Origin of the sequence: Methylorubrum sp. POS3, from assembly GCF_043352485.1 — a bacterium.
GTDB classification, from domain to species: domain Bacteria; phylum Pseudomonadota; class Alphaproteobacteria; order Rhizobiales; family Beijerinckiaceae; genus Methylobacterium; species Methylobacterium suomiense.
Map to the genome: position 1 here is coordinate 1,112,161 of NZ_JAPRBT010000001.1, position 15,774 is coordinate 1,127,934.

Genomic DNA, 15,774 nt, shown 5'->3' on the forward strand with positions numbered 1-15,774 from the left:
GAATCACGGAGGTCCAGCTTCATGCCACCCCGAAAGAAATTGGTCTCGGTAGATTGGGGCGGACAATCCGAGTTTCCGGTAAGGCCGTCGAGGCCCATTGGGGCTTTCATAGAGCGCCGATTGTCTTATGGGACGTACGCGTGGAGCCGAGCCCTCGACGTCATTCGCCATGACCACCGGATCGTAGTGCGATGCGCCCTGCCGAGGGCAGGCGGGCGTCGTTTCAAGAACAGTTCCAGACAAAGGCATAATCCCGTGTCTGTGGCATCCCTGCGTCTTGACGGGGATGCTGCAACTGCGAGATGACCCCGCGTTCGACGCTGAAGATTCGGGAAGCCCGCGGCCGATGAGCAAGTACTACGAGGAGCGCGTCCTCTCCGTCCACCATTGGACCGACACCCTCTTTTCCTTCCGCACCACCCGCGATCCCTCGTTCCGCTTTCGCAACGGCGAATTCACGATGATCGGCATCGAGGTCGAGGGGCGCCCGCTCCTGCGGGCCTATTCGGTGGCCTCGGCCAATTACGAGGAGGAGCTGGAGTTCTTCTCGATCAAGGTGCCGAACGGCCCGCTCACCAGCAAGCTCCAGCATTTGAAGATCGGCGACCCGATCATGGTCGGCAAGAAGCCGACCGGTACGCTGGTCCTCGACAATCTCCTGCCCGGCAAGCACCTCTATCTGCTCGGCACCGGCACGGGGCTGGCCCCGTTCATGTCGATCATCAAGGACCCGGAGACCTACGAGCGCTTCGAGAAGGTCGTGCTGGTCCATGGCTGCCGTCAGGTGCAGGAACTGGCCTATGGCGAGACCATCACCGAGACCCTGCCGAACCACGAGTTCCTCGGCGAGATGATCTCGAATCAGCTGATCTACTACCCGACGGTCACCCGCGAGCCGTTCCGCAATCGTGGCCGCATCACCGACCTGATGACCTCGGGCAAGCTGTTCGAGGATATCGGCCTGCCGCCGATGTCGATCGAGAACGACCGCTTCATGCTGTGCGGCTCGCCGGAGATGATCAAGGACACCCGCGAGATGCTGACCGGCCTCGGCTACGAGGAAGGCAATCACGGCGAGGCGGCCCATTACGTGATCGAGAAGGCCTTCGTCGAGAAGTGATTTTGGGGAGTGGAGCGGCGCGCCGCCGTCTCCATCCATGCTCCTACCCATCCCCTCATCCTGAGGTGCCGAAGCGAAGCGGAGGCCTCGAAGGAGGGCTCCAGAAATCGTAGCGCGAACTGGAGCCCTCCTTCGAGGCCGCTTCGCGACACCTCAGGATGAGGGGGGGGTAGGACGATCGTCAGTCAAGGTCCTCCCGAGCCGCCATGCCGCTTCCGCCCGCCCTGTTCATCGCCGGCGCCGGCACGGAAATTGGAAAAACCTACGTCACCGCCGCCCTCGTCCGGTCACTCCGCGCGAAAGGGCGCCGCGTCCGCGCCCTGAAGCCGCTCGCCAGCGGTGTGCCTCCCCTGCACGACCCCACCTTCGCCGAGAGCGACACTGGTCGGCTGCTCGCCGCGCAGGACATCGCGATCACCCCCGTTGCGGTCGACGCCTGCTCGCCCTGGCGCTTCGCCGCCCCGCTCGCCCCCGATCTCGCCGCGGCGCGCGAGGGGCGCAGCCTCGCCCTCGACGACCTCGTCGGCTGGTGCCGGGCACGGCTGGGTGAGACGGAGGCCGATAAGACCGTTCTGATCGAGGGCGTTGGCGGGGTGATGAGCCCGGTGACGGATGCGGCGACCGGGCTCGACTGGCTGAAGGCGCTGGACCTGCCCGCGCTTCTCGTCTCGGGAAGCTATCTCGGCGCGATCAGCCACGCGCTGACCGCGGTCGAGACGCTGCGGGCGCATGGCGTGACGTTGAGCGGCGTCGTCGTCAGCGAGAGCGAGGGGGCACCGACCTCGCCGGAGACGGTCGCCGCAGCCATCGCCCGGCACGGCGGCGTGACGGTCGGGATCGTCCGCCGCGGGGGCGACTTCCCCAGCAACCTCGTCTGAGCGGGACCTACCGCGCCCGCGGATCCTTCGGACCGGCCTTGGGCTCGCGGGATTCCTGAATTTCCTCCGCCTTTTCCTCGTCGGTGTCGCTGCTGCGCTTGATCGTGCCGTCGGGATTGGCGGTCAGCTCCTTGAGAATGCCGACGAGTTCCTTGCATTCTTTGGGGAAGCCGTAGGACTCGAGCACGATGGCGGCGTCGCGCAGGGTGCGCAGATCACGCACCACCTGGGCGTTCTTGGCCTCCTGCAATTCCTTCTTGGCGGCGATGGCCGGCTCCAGCCCGGCATCCTCGACGGCGCAGGCGGCCTGCGCCGAGGGAGTCAGTGCGAGCAGGAAGAGGGCGCAGGCGAGGGGGCGGCGCATGGGAGGGCTCGTTGGCTCGGAGGAGAGATCGTCAGCCGCGGCTGCGCAGCAGGTCGTTGGTCACGGCCACGATCTGCGCGGTGCGGTAGGGCTTGGGCACGAACACGGAGCGGGAGACGGCCTCGGTCGGCGACAGGCCGTCGCGTCCGCCCGAAGTATAGACCACCGGCAGGCGCGGCAGGGAGCGGCGGGCGCGGTGAGCCAGGGCGATCCCGTTCGTGTTGCGGGCGAGATCGATATCGGTGAAGAGCAGATCCACCTGCTCGCTCGACAGAATCGCCTCGGCTTCGTCGGCATCGGCGGCGGTCAGCACCCGGTAGCCCTCGTCGAGCAGGGCCTCGGCGGCGAGTTCGCAGACGAAGGCCTCGTCCTCGACGACCAGGATCGTGCCGGCGCCGGCGCTGGGGGCGAACGGGAACGACGGGGCCAGGGCGGCGGCGGTGCACGCGAAGGGGATCATGGCAGGACTCCAACTCACCCGGGCTCGGGCAACGGCCGAGCTTGCGGATCGCCGGACCAACGGGGCCGTGGAGGCCCGCGTTCACCGTGATTGCTTCGATTTGCGCGCAATTGGTAACCAGTTGGTTAACCTTGACGGGGCGGCCGTCGGAGCCGTGTTCGAATCGTGACACGCCGCTGGCAACTCGGCTTCGGCGTCGTGCTGACGATGCTCGCCGGCTTCATCGACGCGCTGGGCTTCATCCGGCTGGGCGGGTTCTACACATCGTTCATGAGCGGAAACACGACGCAGTTCGCGGTCGCCCTCGGTCGCGGCGACCTGTTCCATGCCGTGCTGCCCGCCGTGCTGATCGTCGCCTTCCTGACCGGCGCCGTGACCGGCGGGGCGCTGGCGGCGCTCACACCTACCCGCTGGGTCACGCCCGCGGTGCTAGCCTTCGAGACCGTCGCGGTCACCGCGGCCCTCGCCACCGCGATCGAGGACGTCCATATCGGGACCGCCTCGCTGTTCCTGGCGCTTGCCATGGGCGGCCAGAACGCCGTGCTCGCCCATGTGCAGGGGTTTCGCGCCGGCACCACCTTCATCACGGGCGCCCTGTTCTCGTTCGGGCAGAAGGCGGCCCTGGCACTCGCCGGCCGCGCCCCGCGCATGGGCTGGTTCGGCGACGCCGCGGTCTGGATCGCTCTGCTCATCGGGGCGGTTGCCGGTACGCTCACCCACGCGCATCTCGGCGCCGCGGCGCTGGCGATTCCGGCCTGCGTGGCCGGGGGGCTCTGTCTCGGCGCCTGTCTCGTCGTTCTCTCGGCTCGGCCCGGCTCCGGCCAAGCCCCGTCACGATTCTAGAAGGAAGGTTGGTCCGGATGAGTGTCTCCGCCCCCTCGCTCACCGAGCACGTCGCGCCGATCGCGGCGGACGCCCACGTCACCGCCGCGCGCTGGCTCGGCGAGGTGCTCGCCCTCGCCCTCGGCGACGGACGGGTGCTGCTGGTGCGCGACGGCGCGGTCGAGGCCGTGGCCGCCCACCCGGACGGGGCGATCCTGTCGGCGCTCGGCGAGGCCCGGCGGCTCGTGAGCGGCGGCGACGATGGACGCGTGGTCGCCACCGATGCGAAGGGCACCGCGGAAGAGCTGGCACGGGTCAAGGGATGGGTCGACGCCCTGGCGCTCCATCCGGACGGGGCGATCGCCTTCGCCAGCGGGCGCGCCGTCGTCGCCCGCGACGCCAAGGGCCGCGAGAAGACCTTCACCGCGCCCTCGACGGCGCGGGGCCTCGCCTTCGCCCCCAAGGGCTACCGCCTCGCCGTCGCCCACTACAACGGCGTCAGCCTCTGGTACCCCAATCTCGAGACGCCGGCGGAATTCATCGAGTGGAAGGGCTCGCATCTCGACGTGACATGGTCGCTGGACGGCCGCTTCGTGGTCTCGACCATGCAGGAGAACGCCCTGCACGGCTGGCGCCTCCAGCCCGATCGCGGCCATATGCGGATGTCGGGCTACCCCGCCAAGATCCGCTCGCTGTCCTGGTCGTCGGACGGGAAATGGCTTGCCACCAGCGGGGCCGAGGCCGCCATCGTCTGGCCCTTCGACTCCAAGGAGGGGCCGACCGGCAAGGCCCCGCGGGAATGCGGCGTGCGTCCGGCCCGGGTCTCGCAGGTGGCGTTCCACCCGAAATCGCCCGTGCTCGCCATCGGCTACGAGGATGGCTGCGTGCTGCTCGTGCGATTCACCGACGCCGCCGAACTGCTGGTTCGTCCGGCCACGAAGGGTGGCGGGGTCTCGGCCCTGGCCTGGGACGCGGCCGGTCGGCGCCTCGCCATCGGCTGCGCCGATGGGCAGGCCGGCGTGCTGACCCTCCCGGCTTGACCCGGCATGGCTCTGTTCGGAGGGCGGCGTCCGCGGCCCGACGCCTCGGTCCGGCGGCGGGTCGAGGGCTGGGCGCGCGTGGCCGGCGGCTTCGGCCCGGACACGGCGATGACCGTCAGCGAGATCGTCTGCGCCGATCCGGCTTGCCCCGGCTTCGAGACGGTGATCCTGATCCTGACGCCGGGTCAACCGACCCGCGCCGTGAAGGTCGCGGGGGCGATGGATGCGATCGACGAGGCGGCGGTCGCCGCCGCGATCGCGACGCCGGAATCGGCGGGCGGCTGAGCGGCCCGCTCTCCCCGCAGGGGGCGTGCGCCCTAACTGCCGGAATGCGTCGATCGACGCGCGACCCGAGGAGATGAGCCCGTGTTCCGCGTCGTCCGTACCCTCGGCCTCGCCTTCGGCCTGCTCGCCGCGATCCTGGCCGCGCAGGGACCGGAATTCGCCCAGCAATACACCCAGCGCCTCGGCGGGGCCCTCGATGAACTGCGCCGCTCCATCGCCGCCCTCGATGCCGATGCGCAGGCGACCGGCAGCAGCCGCGAGGCGGCCCTGGATCGGTTGCGCGCGAACCCCGATGCCTTCGCGGCCCGGCGGGGCGAGGCGGCGCGGGCGGATATCGAGCGGTTGAAGACGCTGGAGGCACAGAAGCAGGCGCTCGACTCGGCCCAGAGCCCGCTCGGCCGCCTCTTCGTCATCGCGCGCGATCCCGATCTGGGCATCGCGCGGGCCGCCTATGGCGATTACCGGCCCGCCGTGCCGACCACCGCCGACGGTATCGTGGCCGGTCTCCTGGGCTTCTTCGCCGCCTGGGCCGGCTGGCGCGTCACCGCCGATTTCGGCCGTCACATGGCGCGTCGCAGCCGCCGCCGACGGGTGGAAACCACGCCGGTCTGAGCGGGAACACCGCGGGGGCTCCCTGCGGGTGTGTTGCACGACGTCTACAGCCGCCCAACCGTGGCTGCACTAGGTAGGGTCAGGGCGAGCGCGCTGCGCGTCTTCGCCGGACCCGGTCCCCACGCATGGCGCGCTCACCCAACACGACCGTGGATCCCGCCCTCGACGCGGCGGCTCTTCTGCGTCGCATGGGCTTCTTCGGCCTCTTCGTCGCCCTGCCGGTGGCCGCGCAGGTGTCGCGGCGCGCCACCGTGGTGCTCGCCCCCATCGCCGTGGTTCTGCTCATCACCGCGAGCGCCATCGATCGGCGCCAGCGCGCGGTCCAGCCGTCCCTGCGGCGGCTGCTCACCGCGCCCTCGTTCCTGGCCGGGCTGCTGGTGGTGTTCTGGTGCGGCCTCACCCTGATCTGGACGCCGTTCCCGGGGCCGGCGAGCGAGCGTTTCGGCAATCTGATCGCCACCATCGTGATGACGCTGCTGGCCTATCTGGCGCTTCCCGACCGGATGCGCTCGGCCAATCTCTACCTCCTGCCGCTCGGCGTCGGCACGGCCTCGATCGTCGCCATCCTGATCGGCCTCGTCGGCGACGCCATGCTCAAGGGCAATCCGAACGGCGACAGCGCCCTGGAGCGGGGGGGCGTGCTGCTCGCCCTGCTGGCTTGGCCCGCGGTGGCGTGGCTGCGTTCGCGCCGCCGCGACACCGAATCCCTGGTGGTGGCGGTGCTGGTCGCGGGCGCATTGCTGACGGCGCCGGGTTCGATGCCGCTCTTCGCCCTCGCCATCGGGGCGCTCGCCTTCGCCCTCACCAACTGGCGCCTGTCGCTCGGCGTGAAGGTCACGGCTTTCGCCGCCGCGGGCCTGCTGGCGATCGCGCCGCTGCTGCCTTTCCTCGCCCGGCCGATCGGGGTGGCCCTGTTCGGCCCGGTGGCGCCGGGCGTGCTGGCCGTCAAGGCGTGGCAGAAGCTGGTGGCGCTGGAGCCCCTGCGGCTCATCACCGGGCATGGCCTGGAGACGGCCCTGCGCGGGCGCGTCTTCGGCATCGTGCCGGCCAACGCGCCGACCACGATGCTGTTCGAGGTCTGGTACGAGCTCGGCATCGTCGGCGCCTTCGCCATCGCCTTCATGCTTCATGGCGCGATCCGCCGGGCGGGCCGCGACGCGACCGCCCTGGTGCCCTGCGCGATGGCGGCCTTCGCAGCCGCCTTCGTGGTCGGCTGCGTCGGCGTCGGCCTCACCGTCGGGTGGTGGCTGACGACGCTGGCGCTGACGATCTTCACCTTCGTGGCGGTCGAGCGCGGACAGTTCCGCCACAAGCGTCCGAAGGTCGGGCTGATTCCGCGCTTGCCCGCCCAGGGCTGAGGCGCCGCCCCGGTCGCGCGGTTCCGGATTGCCGCCGGTCAGGGCTCGCGGATCGTGTCGGCGGCGGCCTCGATCGCCGCCATGTCATCGTCGGACAATCCGAAATGGTGCCCGATCTCGTGGACGAGGACGTGGGTCACGAGATGGCCCAGGCTCTCGTCGTGCTCGGCCCAATAGTCGAGAAGCGGCCGGCGATAGAGCCAGACCGCGTTCGGCATCTGACCCGTGGCGACCTCGCCCGCCTGTGCGAGGCCGACGCCGCGGAACAGCCCGAGGAGATCGAACGCGGTCTCGCATCCCATCTCGGTCAGCGTCTCCTCGTCGGGGAAGTCGTCGACATGGATGCGCACCCCGGTGCAGAGGCGCCGGAACGCGTCCGGCAAGGCGGCGAAGGCGGCGTCGGCCAGAGCCTCGATCTCGGCGAGATCCGGCGCCTTCGCGCTCGCCCAATCGGCGGAGGGGCTCACGCCTCCGGCTCCCGCGCGACCGGGAGCACGCAGCTGCGCAGGAAGGCCGCGAGGTCGCTGGTGATGTGGTCGATATGCGGCTCCTTGACCGCCTCCTGTTCGAACTGCTCGCGGAACGGATCCGGCGTCGGCGGGACCACCAGCACGGTGGCCATGCCGAGATCATGCGGCACCACGAGGTTGCGGGCGATGTCCTCGAACAGCGCCGCGCGGCGGGGATCGACCCCGTGCCGGTCGAGGAAGCGCTCGTAGGTGATCCTCTCGGGCTTCGGCACGAAGTCGGCCGCCGCGATGTCGAACACGTCCTCGAAATGGTCGAGGATGCCGAGCTTGTCCGCCACCCGCTCGGCATGGCGACGCGAGCCGTTGGTGAGGATCAGTTTCCGGCCCGGCAATTGTTCGATGGCCGTCCCGAGCGCCTCGTCCAGGAGGATGGTCGAATGGTCGATGTCGTGGGCGAAATCGAGGAAGGCGTGCGGATCGATGCCGTCCTCGACCATCAGCGCCTTCAGGGTCGTGCCGTAGCGGTGATAGTAATACTTCTGCAGCGCCCGCGCCGAGAGCCCGTCCAGCCCATAGAGCCCCATCACGTAGAGGGTGATGCGCTCGTCGACCTGCGGCCAGACCCGCGCGTCGCTCGGGTAGAGCGTGTTGTCGAGGTCGAACACCCAGGTGTCGACGTGAGAGAAGCCCCGCGCGTCCGGGGTGGTGAAGTGGGTCTCGGGAGACAGAAGCACGAGGCGGAGCCTGCTGAGAATGGGGCGGGGGCGCCCCATCCATGATGTAGGAAGCCGAGCGCGGCGGAACACCGCCACGCCCGTCGCGGCGAGCATCGGCCCGAACGATGGCGGCCGGCTTTCACGAAGCCGATGCGGCCCGCACGGGTCGCCGCTCAGGTCCGCCGGATCAGGGTGCCGGCACCGAAATCGGTGAACAGCTCCAGGAGCGCCGCATGGGCCACCTTGCCGTTGAGGATGACCACCGCCTCGACGCCCTGCTCGATGGCGTAGATGCAGGTCTCGACCTTCGGGATCATGCCCCCCGTGATGGTGCCGTCGGCGATCAGCCGGCGACAATCCTCCACCGAGAGTTCGGGGATCAGGTTCTTGTCCTTGTCGAGCACGCCCGGCACGTCGGTGAGCAGCAGCAGGCGCTTGGCCCGCAGCGCACCGGCGATGGCGCCCGCGAAGGTGTCGGCGTTGACGTTGTAGGTCTTGCCGTCCGCGCCGTAGGCCACGGGAGCGAGCACCGGGATCAGCTCGGCCTTCAGCACCGCGTCCAGAACCCCGCGCTCGACATGCTCCGGCTCGCCGACGAGGCCGAGATCGACCGCCTGCTCGATGTTGCTGTCGGGATCCTTGATCGTGCGCAGGGCCCGCTTGGCCCGGACCATGTTGCCATCCTTGCCGCAGAGGCCGATCGCCCGCCCCCCCTCGGCGGCGATCCAGCCGACGATCTGCTTGTTGATCGAACCGGCCAGAACCATCTCGACCACCTCGACGGTGGCCTCGTCGGTGACCCGCAGACCGCCCTTGAACTCGGACTCGATGCCGAGCCGCGCCAGCATCTTGCCGATCTGCGGCCCGCCGCCGTGAACGACGATGGGCTTCAGCCCGGATTGCTCGAGCAGCACGATGTCCTCGGCGAAATCCTCCGCCGCCGCCGGGTCGCCCATGGCGTGGCCGCCGTACTTGATGACGACGATTTCCTGATCGTAGCGCTGCATGTGGGGCAGCGCCTGGGTCAGGATCTCGGCGCGCACGTGCACGTTCGGCAGCGGATCGGTCATCGAAGAGCTCGTTCGCCTCGGTTCAGTCGGATTCGCGCCCGGCTTCTAGCGCAGCCTGGCCGCGACGCGAAGCCGCCGGCTTGCCCAGATACGCCGCGACCCGGACGCGAAGGCGCGAACCGATAAGGCGCGTCTGCAACAGTTCGTTAACCCTGTTTCGGCGATGATTCGAAGACGTCCAGGGGGCGACTCGCATGTTCAACGCCGATCTTCCCGAACCGCGTCCCAGCCTCACCCATCCCGGCCTGATCGCCCGCGTCGTCGAGCGCCTCGGTCAGGGCACCGGCTCCTCAGCCGATATCTGGCGCAAGCTGACCGAGTCCTACGCGGTCGATCTCGACGCGGTCGCCGCGCTCCTCCCCTGCGCCGAGCCGGAACCGCTCTGGCTCACCGCCCGCGCCGGCCAAAGCCGCCGGGGCTGAGCGCACCGGGCTCAGGATGAGAGTGGGAATACCGCCGCGTCGACCCGCCTCTCAGCCGACCACGCGCAAAACCTCGCCCAGCCGCACGGTGCCGCCGTTCAGAACCTCGGCGTAGACGCCGCAATCGCTGTGGCCGAGATGGCGGTCGAGGGCCAGGGGGATCGCGAGGTCGCGGATGCCGGTCTCCGGATCGACGTTGACCGCCGCGCAGCGCACCGTCCGCCGCGCCAGCTTCAGCCGCAGCCCGTCCGGCGTCTCCAGAACGCGGCCGAGAAGGTCATTCTCCGCCCAGGGCTCCAGCCCGTCGAGGTAGAGATTGGCGCGGAAGCGCAAGGGGTCGACGGGGGCGCCGACGAGATCCTCGACCGCCTGCACGCTCGCCCGGTTGACGAGGGAGACGTAGCCGTCGCGGGCATCGGTGAAGCGGTATCCGGGCGGAGAGGCCAGCACCCGCGGCGCGCCGCGCAGTTCGTGCGGCACGAACCCCTTCATGAAGTCGGCCACCGCCTGCCGACCCTCCTCGGTGCCCAGGTCGGCCGAGACGGCCTCCCGCCCGTTCTCCTCGATCTCCAAGCGATGCGTCGTCGCGTCGAAGCGGGTGCGCAGCCGCGCCAGCGCCTCGTTGCGCATCAGCATCAGGTAGGCGACCTTGGGCAGGTGTCGCGGCGCCACCTCGTTGAAGCCCGACGGCCCGTTCTCGATCGCGTAGAGGCGATCACCGGGAAAATAGCCGCTGGTCTCCAGATGCGCGCTCTCCAGAGCCTCCGGCGAGAGGCCCTTCACGGGGTAGCGGTAGAGGCCGGCGATGCGCACGAGGTCGGTCGTCATGGCCCTTGGCTAGAACCGGTCGCCCGGGCTTGGCAAGCGTCCCGCCCATCGCTCTCGTTCGCGGGAGACCTACGACGAACTACGGATGGCGTCCGCGGCCCGCATCCGCGAGCCTGTTGGCTTCTGGAAGGAGCCTCCGCTCGCATGGCCCAGGTCACCGCTCTGTACCGCTATCCCGTCAAGGGCCTCTCCGCCGAGCCGCTGCCCGTGCTCGGCCTCAGCCAGGCCGCCGGTCTCGCTCATGATCGGGAATACGCCCTCGCCCTGGGCACGACCACGTTCGATCCCCAGGCACCGGAGCCGCTCGACAAGGGCTACTTCCTGATGCTGCGGAGCAATACGACCCTGGCGGCGCTCAGCACGCGCTTCGACCCCGAGACCGGATGGCTCAGCGTGGTCCGTGATGGACATGACGTGCTCCGCGCGGACCTCTCGACGGAGGAAGGCCGCGACGCCGTCGAGCGATTCTTCGAGGATTATATCGGCCCCGCCGCCAAAGGCCGTCCCCGGCTGGTCAGGGCGGACGGGCACAAGTTCACCGATGGCAGCGTCATCTCCCCGGCCTTCATGCGGGCCGTCTCCTTCGTCAATCTCGCCTCGGTGCGCGCCTTGGAGGAGCGGAACGGCGGGTCTCTTCATCCCCTGCGCTTCCGGGCCAACATCTATGTCGATGGGCTCGCGCCCTGGTCCGAACTGGATTGGGTCGGCCAGGAGATCGACATCGGTGGCCTGCGGTTCCGGGCCCTGGCCCGGACGCCGCGCTGCGCCGCCGTCGATGTCGACCCGGTGACGGCCGAGCGCGACACCACGCTTCCCCGCGACCTGAAGCGCCATTTCGGCCATGTCGATCTGGGCATCTATCTCGAAGTGCTCGGGGACGGCGAGGTGCGCACCGGCGATCGCGTCAGCACACCGGCGCCGATCTCCGGCGCTGCCTGAGACCATCCTCGCGGCGGGGAATATGGGGCCGGCGCGCGCCACGGATTGCCTGGCTTGAGGACGCCGCAGACGGGACCCGCCTACGGGTCCTCGTCCCCCCTTGTGTTACGAAAAGGCAACACCCACTTCACCCCTGTCGACGGCTTTCCGAAGCGTCGGCGCTCCGGCGGGGCCGACCCCGCGGGGCAAAGCATCGAGCGATCCGCGCCGCGAAAAGTGGGCGGATAAGATTCGATCCGGGGAAGGACACACGCATGAATTTCGAAAAATACACCGAGCGCGCCCGCGGCTTCGTCCAGGCAGCGCAGAATCTCGCCGTCCGCGAGGGCAATCCGCAGCTCGCGCCCGGCCATCTCCTGAAGGTACTGCTCGACGATTCCGAAGGGCTCTGCGCCGGTCTCATCGACCGTGCCGGCGGCCAGTCCCGGGTCGCGCACGCGCAGATCGAGCAATGGCTGGCCAAGCAGCCGAAGGTCTCCGGCAATTCCGCCCAGCCCCAGGCGACGCGCGATCTCGTGCGCCTGTTCGACACCGCCGAGAAGGCGGCCGAGAAGGCGGGCGATTCCTACGTCACCGTCGAGCGGCTCTTGCTCGCCTTCGCGGTCGAGAAGGACTCGGAGGCCGGCCGCATCCTGGCCGCGGCGGGCGTCACCGCAGCCTCGCTCAACGGCGCGATCAACGCGCTCCGCAAGGGCCGCACCGCGGACAATGCGAGCGCCGAGAACGCCTACGACGCGCTGAAGAAATATGCCCGCGATCTCACCGAGGCCGCCCGCGAGGGCAAGCTCGATCCGGTGATCGGCCGCGACGAGGAAATCCGCCGCACGATCCAGGTCCTGTCGCGCCGCACCAAGAACAACCCCGTGCTGATCGGTGAGCCCGGCGTCGGCAAGACCGCCATCGTCGAGGGCTTGGCCCTGCGCATCGTCAACGGCGACGTGCCGGAGAGCCTGAAGGAGAAGAGCCTGCTCGCCCTCGACATGGGCGCCCTCATCGCCGGAGCGAAGTATCGCGGCGAGTTCGAGGAGCGGCTCAAGGGCGTGCTGTCCGAGGTGACCTCAGCGGAAGGCCGCATCATCCTGTTCATCGACGAGATGCACACGCTGGTCGGCGCCGGGAAGGCCGACGGCGCCATGGACGCGTCGAACCTCCTGAAGCCCGCGCTCGCCCGTGGCGAGCTGCACTGCGTCGGCGCCACCACGCTCGACGAGTACCGCAAGCATGTCGAGAAGGACGCGGCGCTGGCGCGGCGCTTCCAGCCCGTCTTCGTATCCGAGCCCACCGTGGAGGACACGGTGTCGATCCTGCGCGGCATCAAGGAGAAGTACGAGCAGCATCACGGCGTGCGCATCCAGGATTCGGCCCTGGTCGCGGCGGCCACCTTGTCGAACCGCTACATCACCGACCGCTTCCTGCCCGACAAGGCGATCGACCTCGTCGACGAGGCCGGCTCGCGCCTGCGCATGCAGGTCGATTCGAAGCCGGAGGAACTCGACTCGATCGATCGGGAGATCGTGCGCCTGAAGATCGAGGCCGAGGCCCTCAAGAAGGAGACGGATTCCGCCTCCCGCGACCGTCTCGTGCGGCTGGAGGGCGAGCTCGCCAATCTGGAGGAGCAATCCGCCTCGATCACGGCCCGCTGGAAGGCCGAGAAGGACAAGTTGGGCGCCGCCGCCGAGCTGAAGAAGAAGCTCGACGAGGCCCGCAACGATCTCGCCGCCGCGCAGCGCCAGGGCCAGTATCAGCGGGCGGGTGAGCTCGCCTACGGCGTGATTCCCGGCCTCGAGAAGCGGCTTTCCGAGATCGAGGCGGCGGCCGATGGCGGCTCCGACCGCGACGGCATGGTCGAGGAGGCGGTGACGCCGGCCCATATCGCGGGCGTCGTCTCGCGCTGGACCGGCGTGCCCGTCGACAAGATGCTGGAGGGCGAGCGCGAGAAGCTGCTGGCGATGGAGGACACCCTCGCCCGGCGCGTCGTCGGTCAGCGCGAGGCGGTGGAGGCGGTCTCGACCGCGGTCCGCCGGGCGCGCGCCGGCCTGCAGGATCCGAACCGGCCGATCGGCTCGTTCATGTTCCTGGGGCCGACCGGCGTCGGCAAGACCGAGCTGACCAAGGCGTTGGCCGGCTTCCTGTTCGACGACGACACGGCGTTGGTGCGCATCGACATGTCCGAGTACATGGAGAAGCACGCGGTCGCCCGCCTCATCGGCGCGCCTCCGGGCTATGTCGGCTACGAGGAGGGCGGTGCGCTCACCGAGGCCGTGCGGCGTCGGCCCTATCAGGTCGTGCTGTTCGACGAGGTGGAGAAGGCGCATCCGGACGTGTTCAACGTCCTGCTGCAGGTGCTCGACGACGGGCGCCTGACGGACGGGCAGGGCCGCACGGTCGATTTCCGCAACACGCTCCTCATCATGACCTCGAATCTCGGGGCGGAGTATCTGGTGAACCAGCCCGCGGGCCAGGACACCGACGCCGTCCGGGACGAGGTGATGGGCGTGGTGCGGAGTCACTTCCGGCCCGAATTCCTGAACCGGGTCGACGAGATCATCCTGTTCCACCGCCTCGCGCGGTCGGAGATGGGCGCGATCGTCGACATCCAGCTCGGCCGCCTCGGCAAGCTCTTGGAGGATCGCAAGATCGCCCTCGACGTGGACGAGGAGGCGCGCACCTGGCTCGCCGACAAGGGCTACGACCCGGCCTACGGGGCGCGTCCGCTCAAGCGGGTGATCCAGAAGAGCGTGCAGGATCCGCTCGCCGAAGCCCTGCTCGCCGGCCGCGTCCATGACGGCGAGGCGGTGCCGGTGCGGGTCGGGCCCGAAGGGCTCACGGTCGGCGGCGTCCCGGTCGGCGGCACCCGCCGCCCGGCGGGCGTGCTGCTGAACTGAACCAATAAGGGCCGAGCGGCACGTCATCGGCCGGTCGGCCCGGACGACGCGGGGGCCTGCGTCCCCCGGTCAGGGCGGGCCCGGGGCCCGACCGTCTACCGGTTCGGGTCGCGCCGGATCTGCTCGATGTTGTTCGTCGAGAGATCGCTATAGATACTGCCCGACGCGCTGGCGCGGGCCGGGCGGATGGGCGGGGAGTACAGGTACTTCTTTTCACCTTGCCGCTTCGCCGAGTCGTCAGCGGCCCGGCGCATGAGTTCCTGTGCGTCGCGGTCCGAGTAGGAGCGGCGTTCAGGGCCGCAGCCTTCGCAGACCGAGACGAGCCAGGACTGCCACAAGCCCGAGGTTCGCTGCTCGATCGATTCCGCCCGCTCGCGATGGGCCGAGGCGAGGGTCATGGTGTCGAGATCCCGCTGCTGCTCCGGAGCGGGGGCGGCCCTCAGCTTGTCCAGCATGCTCCTGCCCCCGTCTTGGGCGGCGGCCTGAGCCGCCGGCAGCGCGGCGGCAACGAGGAAGGCGACGCGTACGATTTGCATGGTCGTACCCTCTCTCAAGATCCCGGGCTCGCCGACCGGGCGTGTCGGGGCACGCGCACGATCCGGGTTCGTCGAACGTCGCCCTCGGTGCCGGGGATGGTTGATAGGGTTGAAACGTCTGGGCCGGTGGCGCCGCTCCCGGAGCATCCGGACTACCCCTGCTGCGCCCGGTCCGATCGGGCGCAGGGACTGGGCGAGCCGCATCCTCCGCCGCTCCTCCGAGGGCACCCTTGCCCCGGCCCATGATTCCACCGACAACGAGCCCATGACCGCCGAGACGCTCACCTACGCCATCGGCGACATCCATGGCTGTGCCGACCTCCTCGACACGCTGCTCGACCGTATCGACGCGCATGCCGCGGGCCGTACCCGCAAGCTCGTCTTCCTCGGCGACTATATCGACCGCGGGCCGGACAGCGCCCGGGTGATCGAGACGTTGCGCAAGCTCCAATGGCGCGAGCCCGACGCCGTGGTCTGCCTGATGGGCAACCACGAGGCGATGCTGCTGAAGACGCTGCACGAGCCCGGCGCCCTCGACCTCTGGCGGGCCAATGGCGGGGCGGCGACGCTGACCTCCTTCGACGTCGCCGGGCCGGAGGAAATTCCCGGCGACGTGCTCGATTGGATCGAGGCGCTGCCGACGCTCCACTCGGATGCCCGGCGCTGGTACGTCCATGCCGGCTTCCGGCCCGATGCCGAGGTGCCGGATCCCGATCCCGAGGTGCATCTGTGGATGCGCGAGCCGTTCCTCTCGGCGGATCACGATTTCGGCCGCCACGTCGTCCACGGCCACACGCCGCAGACGCGCGGCGGACCGGAGCGGCTGCGGTTCCGCACCAATCTCGACACCGGTGCCGTCTACGGCAACGCCCTCACGGCCGGCATCTTCACGCCGGGGCAGGACGGTCCTACCGAAATCTTGAGTGTTCCGGCCCGGTGAAACCCCCGCGCCCTTGAGACTGGCTCCGC

18 protein-coding genes are annotated in these 15,774 nt (G+C 69.6%); 11 read left to right on the plus strand and 7 right to left on the minus strand.

Annotated features, from left to right (window positions below; genetic code table 11):
* The first annotated feature begins 346 nt into the window (after positions 1–346).
* Positions 347–1,120 (plus strand): ferredoxin--NADP reductase, encoded by a 774-nt coding sequence (locus tag OWC43_RS05170; protein ID WP_137827570.1) that lies wholly within the window; start codon positions 347–349, stop codon positions 1,118–1,120.
* Positions 1,121–1,326: 206 nt separating this feature from the next.
* Entirely contained in the window at positions 1,327–1,998 is a 672-nt protein-coding gene (gene bioD / locus OWC43_RS05175) for a dethiobiotin synthase (protein ID WP_393955943.1), read from the plus strand.
* A 7-nt stretch (positions 1,999–2,005) separates the two neighbouring features.
* Here the strand turns inward: bioD and OWC43_RS05180 are convergent, their stop codons facing one another.
* Together OWC43_RS05180 and OWC43_RS05185 are read right to left on the minus strand one after the other, a co-directional pair.
* Positions 2,006–2,362, minus strand: a complete 357-nt coding sequence (locus OWC43_RS05180; RefSeq protein WP_137827568.1) for a photosystem reaction center subunit H — start codon at positions 2,360–2,362, stop codon at positions 2,006–2,008.
* A 31-nt stretch (positions 2,363–2,393) separates the two neighbouring features.
* Entirely contained in the window at positions 2,394–2,822 is a 429-nt protein-coding gene (locus tag OWC43_RS05185; RefSeq protein ID WP_393955944.1) for a response regulator, read from the minus strand.
* Positions 2,823–2,987: 165 nt separating this feature from the next.
* Here OWC43_RS05185 and OWC43_RS05190 point away from each other — a divergent pair, with 165 nt between their 5' ends.
* The 5 genes from OWC43_RS05190 (at position 2,988) to OWC43_RS05210 (ending at position 6,939) form a co-directional block, all read left to right on the plus strand.
* The gene (locus tag OWC43_RS05190) at positions 2,988–3,665 is read left to right on the plus strand and encodes a YoaK family protein (protein ID WP_393955945.1); all 678 of its coding nucleotides are present in this window, start codon (positions 2,988–2,990) and stop codon (positions 3,663–3,665) included.
* Positions 3,666–3,682: 17 nt separating this feature from the next.
* Complete coding sequence (locus OWC43_RS05195; protein WP_393955946.1) at positions 3,683–4,684, plus strand: WD40 repeat domain-containing protein; 1,002 nt, start codon at positions 3,683–3,685, stop codon at positions 4,682–4,684.
* A gap of 6 nt (positions 4,685–4,690) precedes the next feature.
* Positions 4,691–4,969, plus strand: coding sequence for a hypothetical protein (locus OWC43_RS05200; protein ID WP_238307921.1), 279 nt, complete (start codon positions 4,691–4,693; stop codon positions 4,967–4,969).
* An 81-nt stretch (positions 4,970–5,050) separates the two neighbouring features.
* Positions 5,051–5,581, plus strand: coding sequence for a DUF2937 family protein (locus OWC43_RS05205; protein WP_393955947.1), 531 nt, complete (start codon positions 5,051–5,053; stop codon positions 5,579–5,581).
* Positions 5,582–5,706: 125 nt separating this feature from the next.
* Positions 5,707–6,939, plus strand: a complete 1,233-nt coding sequence (locus OWC43_RS05210; protein ID WP_137827562.1) for a peptide ABC transporter permease — start codon at positions 5,707–5,709, stop codon at positions 6,937–6,939.
* Positions 6,940–6,977: 38 nt separating this feature from the next.
* On the opposite strand, the gene OWC43_RS05215 is transcribed toward OWC43_RS05210, so the two are convergent.
* The 3 genes from OWC43_RS05215 to argB form a co-directional block, all read right to left on the minus strand.
* Positions 6,978–7,406 carry a metallopeptidase family protein gene (locus OWC43_RS05215; RefSeq protein WP_137827561.1) on the minus strand — a complete coding sequence of 143 codons (429 nt, stop codon included), beginning with the start codon at positions 7,404–7,406 and terminating at the stop codon, positions 6,978–6,980.
* On the minus strand, positions 7,403–8,143 hold the full coding sequence (locus OWC43_RS05220; RefSeq protein WP_393955948.1) for a pyrimidine 5'-nucleotidase: 741 nt from the start codon (positions 8,141–8,143) through the stop codon (positions 7,403–7,405). Before OWC43_RS05220 ends, OWC43_RS05215 begins: the two co-directional genes overlap by 4 nt.
* Positions 8,144–8,298: 155 nt before the next feature.
* On the minus strand, positions 8,299–9,195 hold the full coding sequence (gene argB, locus OWC43_RS05225) for an acetylglutamate kinase (protein WP_137827559.1): 897 nt from the start codon (positions 9,193–9,195) through the stop codon (positions 8,299–8,301).
* Between the two features lie 194 nt (positions 9,196–9,389).
* Between argB and OWC43_RS05230 the strand changes: the two genes are divergently transcribed.
* Positions 9,390–9,617, plus strand: a complete 228-nt coding sequence (locus OWC43_RS05230; protein ID WP_393955949.1) for a hypothetical protein — start codon at positions 9,390–9,392, stop codon at positions 9,615–9,617.
* A 51-nt stretch (positions 9,618–9,668) separates the two neighbouring features.
* On the opposite strand, the gene OWC43_RS05235 is transcribed toward OWC43_RS05230, so the two are convergent.
* Positions 9,669–10,445 carry an MOSC domain-containing protein gene (locus OWC43_RS05235; protein WP_393955950.1) on the minus strand — a complete coding sequence of 259 codons (777 nt, stop codon included), beginning with the start codon at positions 10,443–10,445 and terminating at the stop codon, positions 9,669–9,671.
* Between the two features lie 144 nt (positions 10,446–10,589).
* On the opposite strand from OWC43_RS05235, the gene OWC43_RS05240 reads away from it, so the two are divergent.
* Positions 10,590–11,384 carry an MOSC domain-containing protein gene (locus OWC43_RS05240; protein WP_393955951.1) on the plus strand — a complete coding sequence of 265 codons (795 nt, stop codon included), beginning with the start codon at positions 10,590–10,592 and terminating at the stop codon, positions 11,382–11,384.
* Positions 11,385–11,638: 254 nt separating this feature from the next.
* On the plus strand, positions 11,639–14,269 hold the full coding sequence (clpB, locus tag OWC43_RS05245; protein WP_393955952.1) for an ATP-dependent chaperone ClpB: 2,631 nt from the start codon (positions 11,639–11,641) through the stop codon (positions 14,267–14,269).
* Positions 14,270–14,364: 95 nt separating this feature from the next.
* Here clpB and OWC43_RS05250 read toward each other — a convergent pair whose 3' ends face one another.
* Positions 14,365–14,805, minus strand: a complete 441-nt coding sequence (locus OWC43_RS05250) for a hypothetical protein (protein ID WP_393955953.1) — start codon at positions 14,803–14,805, stop codon at positions 14,365–14,367.
* 265 nt (positions 14,806–15,070) lie between these two features.
* Between OWC43_RS05250 and OWC43_RS05255 the strand changes: the two genes are divergently transcribed.
* Entirely contained in the window at positions 15,071–15,745 is a 675-nt protein-coding gene (locus OWC43_RS05255; RefSeq protein ID WP_137827553.1) for a metallophosphoesterase family protein, read from the plus strand.
* The last annotated feature ends 29 nt before the right edge of the window (positions 15,746–15,774 follow it).

Excerpts from the sequence above, each read along its gene's own strand:
- OWC43_RS05170 (WP_137827570.1), top strand. The coding sequence starts at position 347 with ATGAGCAAGTACTACGAGGAGCGCGTCCTCTCCGTCCACCATTGGACC.
- bioD (WP_393955943.1), top strand. The coding sequence starts at position 1,327 with ATGCCGCTTCCGCCCGCCCTGTTCATCGCCGGCGCCGGCACGGAAATT.
- OWC43_RS05180 (WP_137827568.1), bottom strand. The coding sequence starts at position 2,362 with ATGCGCCGCCCCCTCGCCTGCGCCCTCTTCCTGCTCGCACTGACTCCC.
- OWC43_RS05185 (WP_393955944.1), bottom strand. The coding sequence starts at position 2,822 with ATGATCCCCTTCGCGTGCACCGCCGCCGCCCTGGCCCCGTCGTTCCCG.
- OWC43_RS05195 (WP_393955946.1), top strand. The coding sequence starts at position 3,683 with ATGAGTGTCTCCGCCCCCTCGCTCACCGAGCACGTCGCGCCGATCGCG.
- OWC43_RS05200 (WP_238307921.1), top strand. The coding sequence starts at position 4,691 with ATGGCTCTGTTCGGAGGGCGGCGTCCGCGGCCCGACGCCTCGGTCCGG.
- OWC43_RS05210 (WP_137827562.1), top strand. The coding sequence starts at position 5,707 with ATGGCGCGCTCACCCAACACGACCGTGGATCCCGCCCTCGACGCGGCG.
- argB (WP_137827559.1), bottom strand. The coding sequence starts at position 9,195 with ATGACCGATCCGCTGCCGAACGTGCACGTGCGCGCCGAGATCCTGACC.
- OWC43_RS05230 (WP_393955949.1), top strand. The coding sequence starts at position 9,390 with ATGTTCAACGCCGATCTTCCCGAACCGCGTCCCAGCCTCACCCATCCC.
- OWC43_RS05235 (WP_393955950.1), bottom strand. The coding sequence starts at position 10,445 with ATGACGACCGACCTCGTGCGCATCGCCGGCCTCTACCGCTACCCCGTG.
- OWC43_RS05240 (WP_393955951.1), top strand. The coding sequence starts at position 10,590 with ATGGCCCAGGTCACCGCTCTGTACCGCTATCCCGTCAAGGGCCTCTCC.
- clpB (WP_393955952.1), top strand. The coding sequence starts at position 11,639 with ATGAATTTCGAAAAATACACCGAGCGCGCCCGCGGCTTCGTCCAGGCA.
- OWC43_RS05250 (WP_393955953.1), bottom strand. The coding sequence starts at position 14,805 with ATGCAAATCGTACGCGTCGCCTTCCTCGTTGCCGCCGCGCTGCCGGCG.
- OWC43_RS05255 (WP_137827553.1), top strand. The coding sequence starts at position 15,071 with ATGACCGCCGAGACGCTCACCTACGCCATCGGCGACATCCATGGCTGT.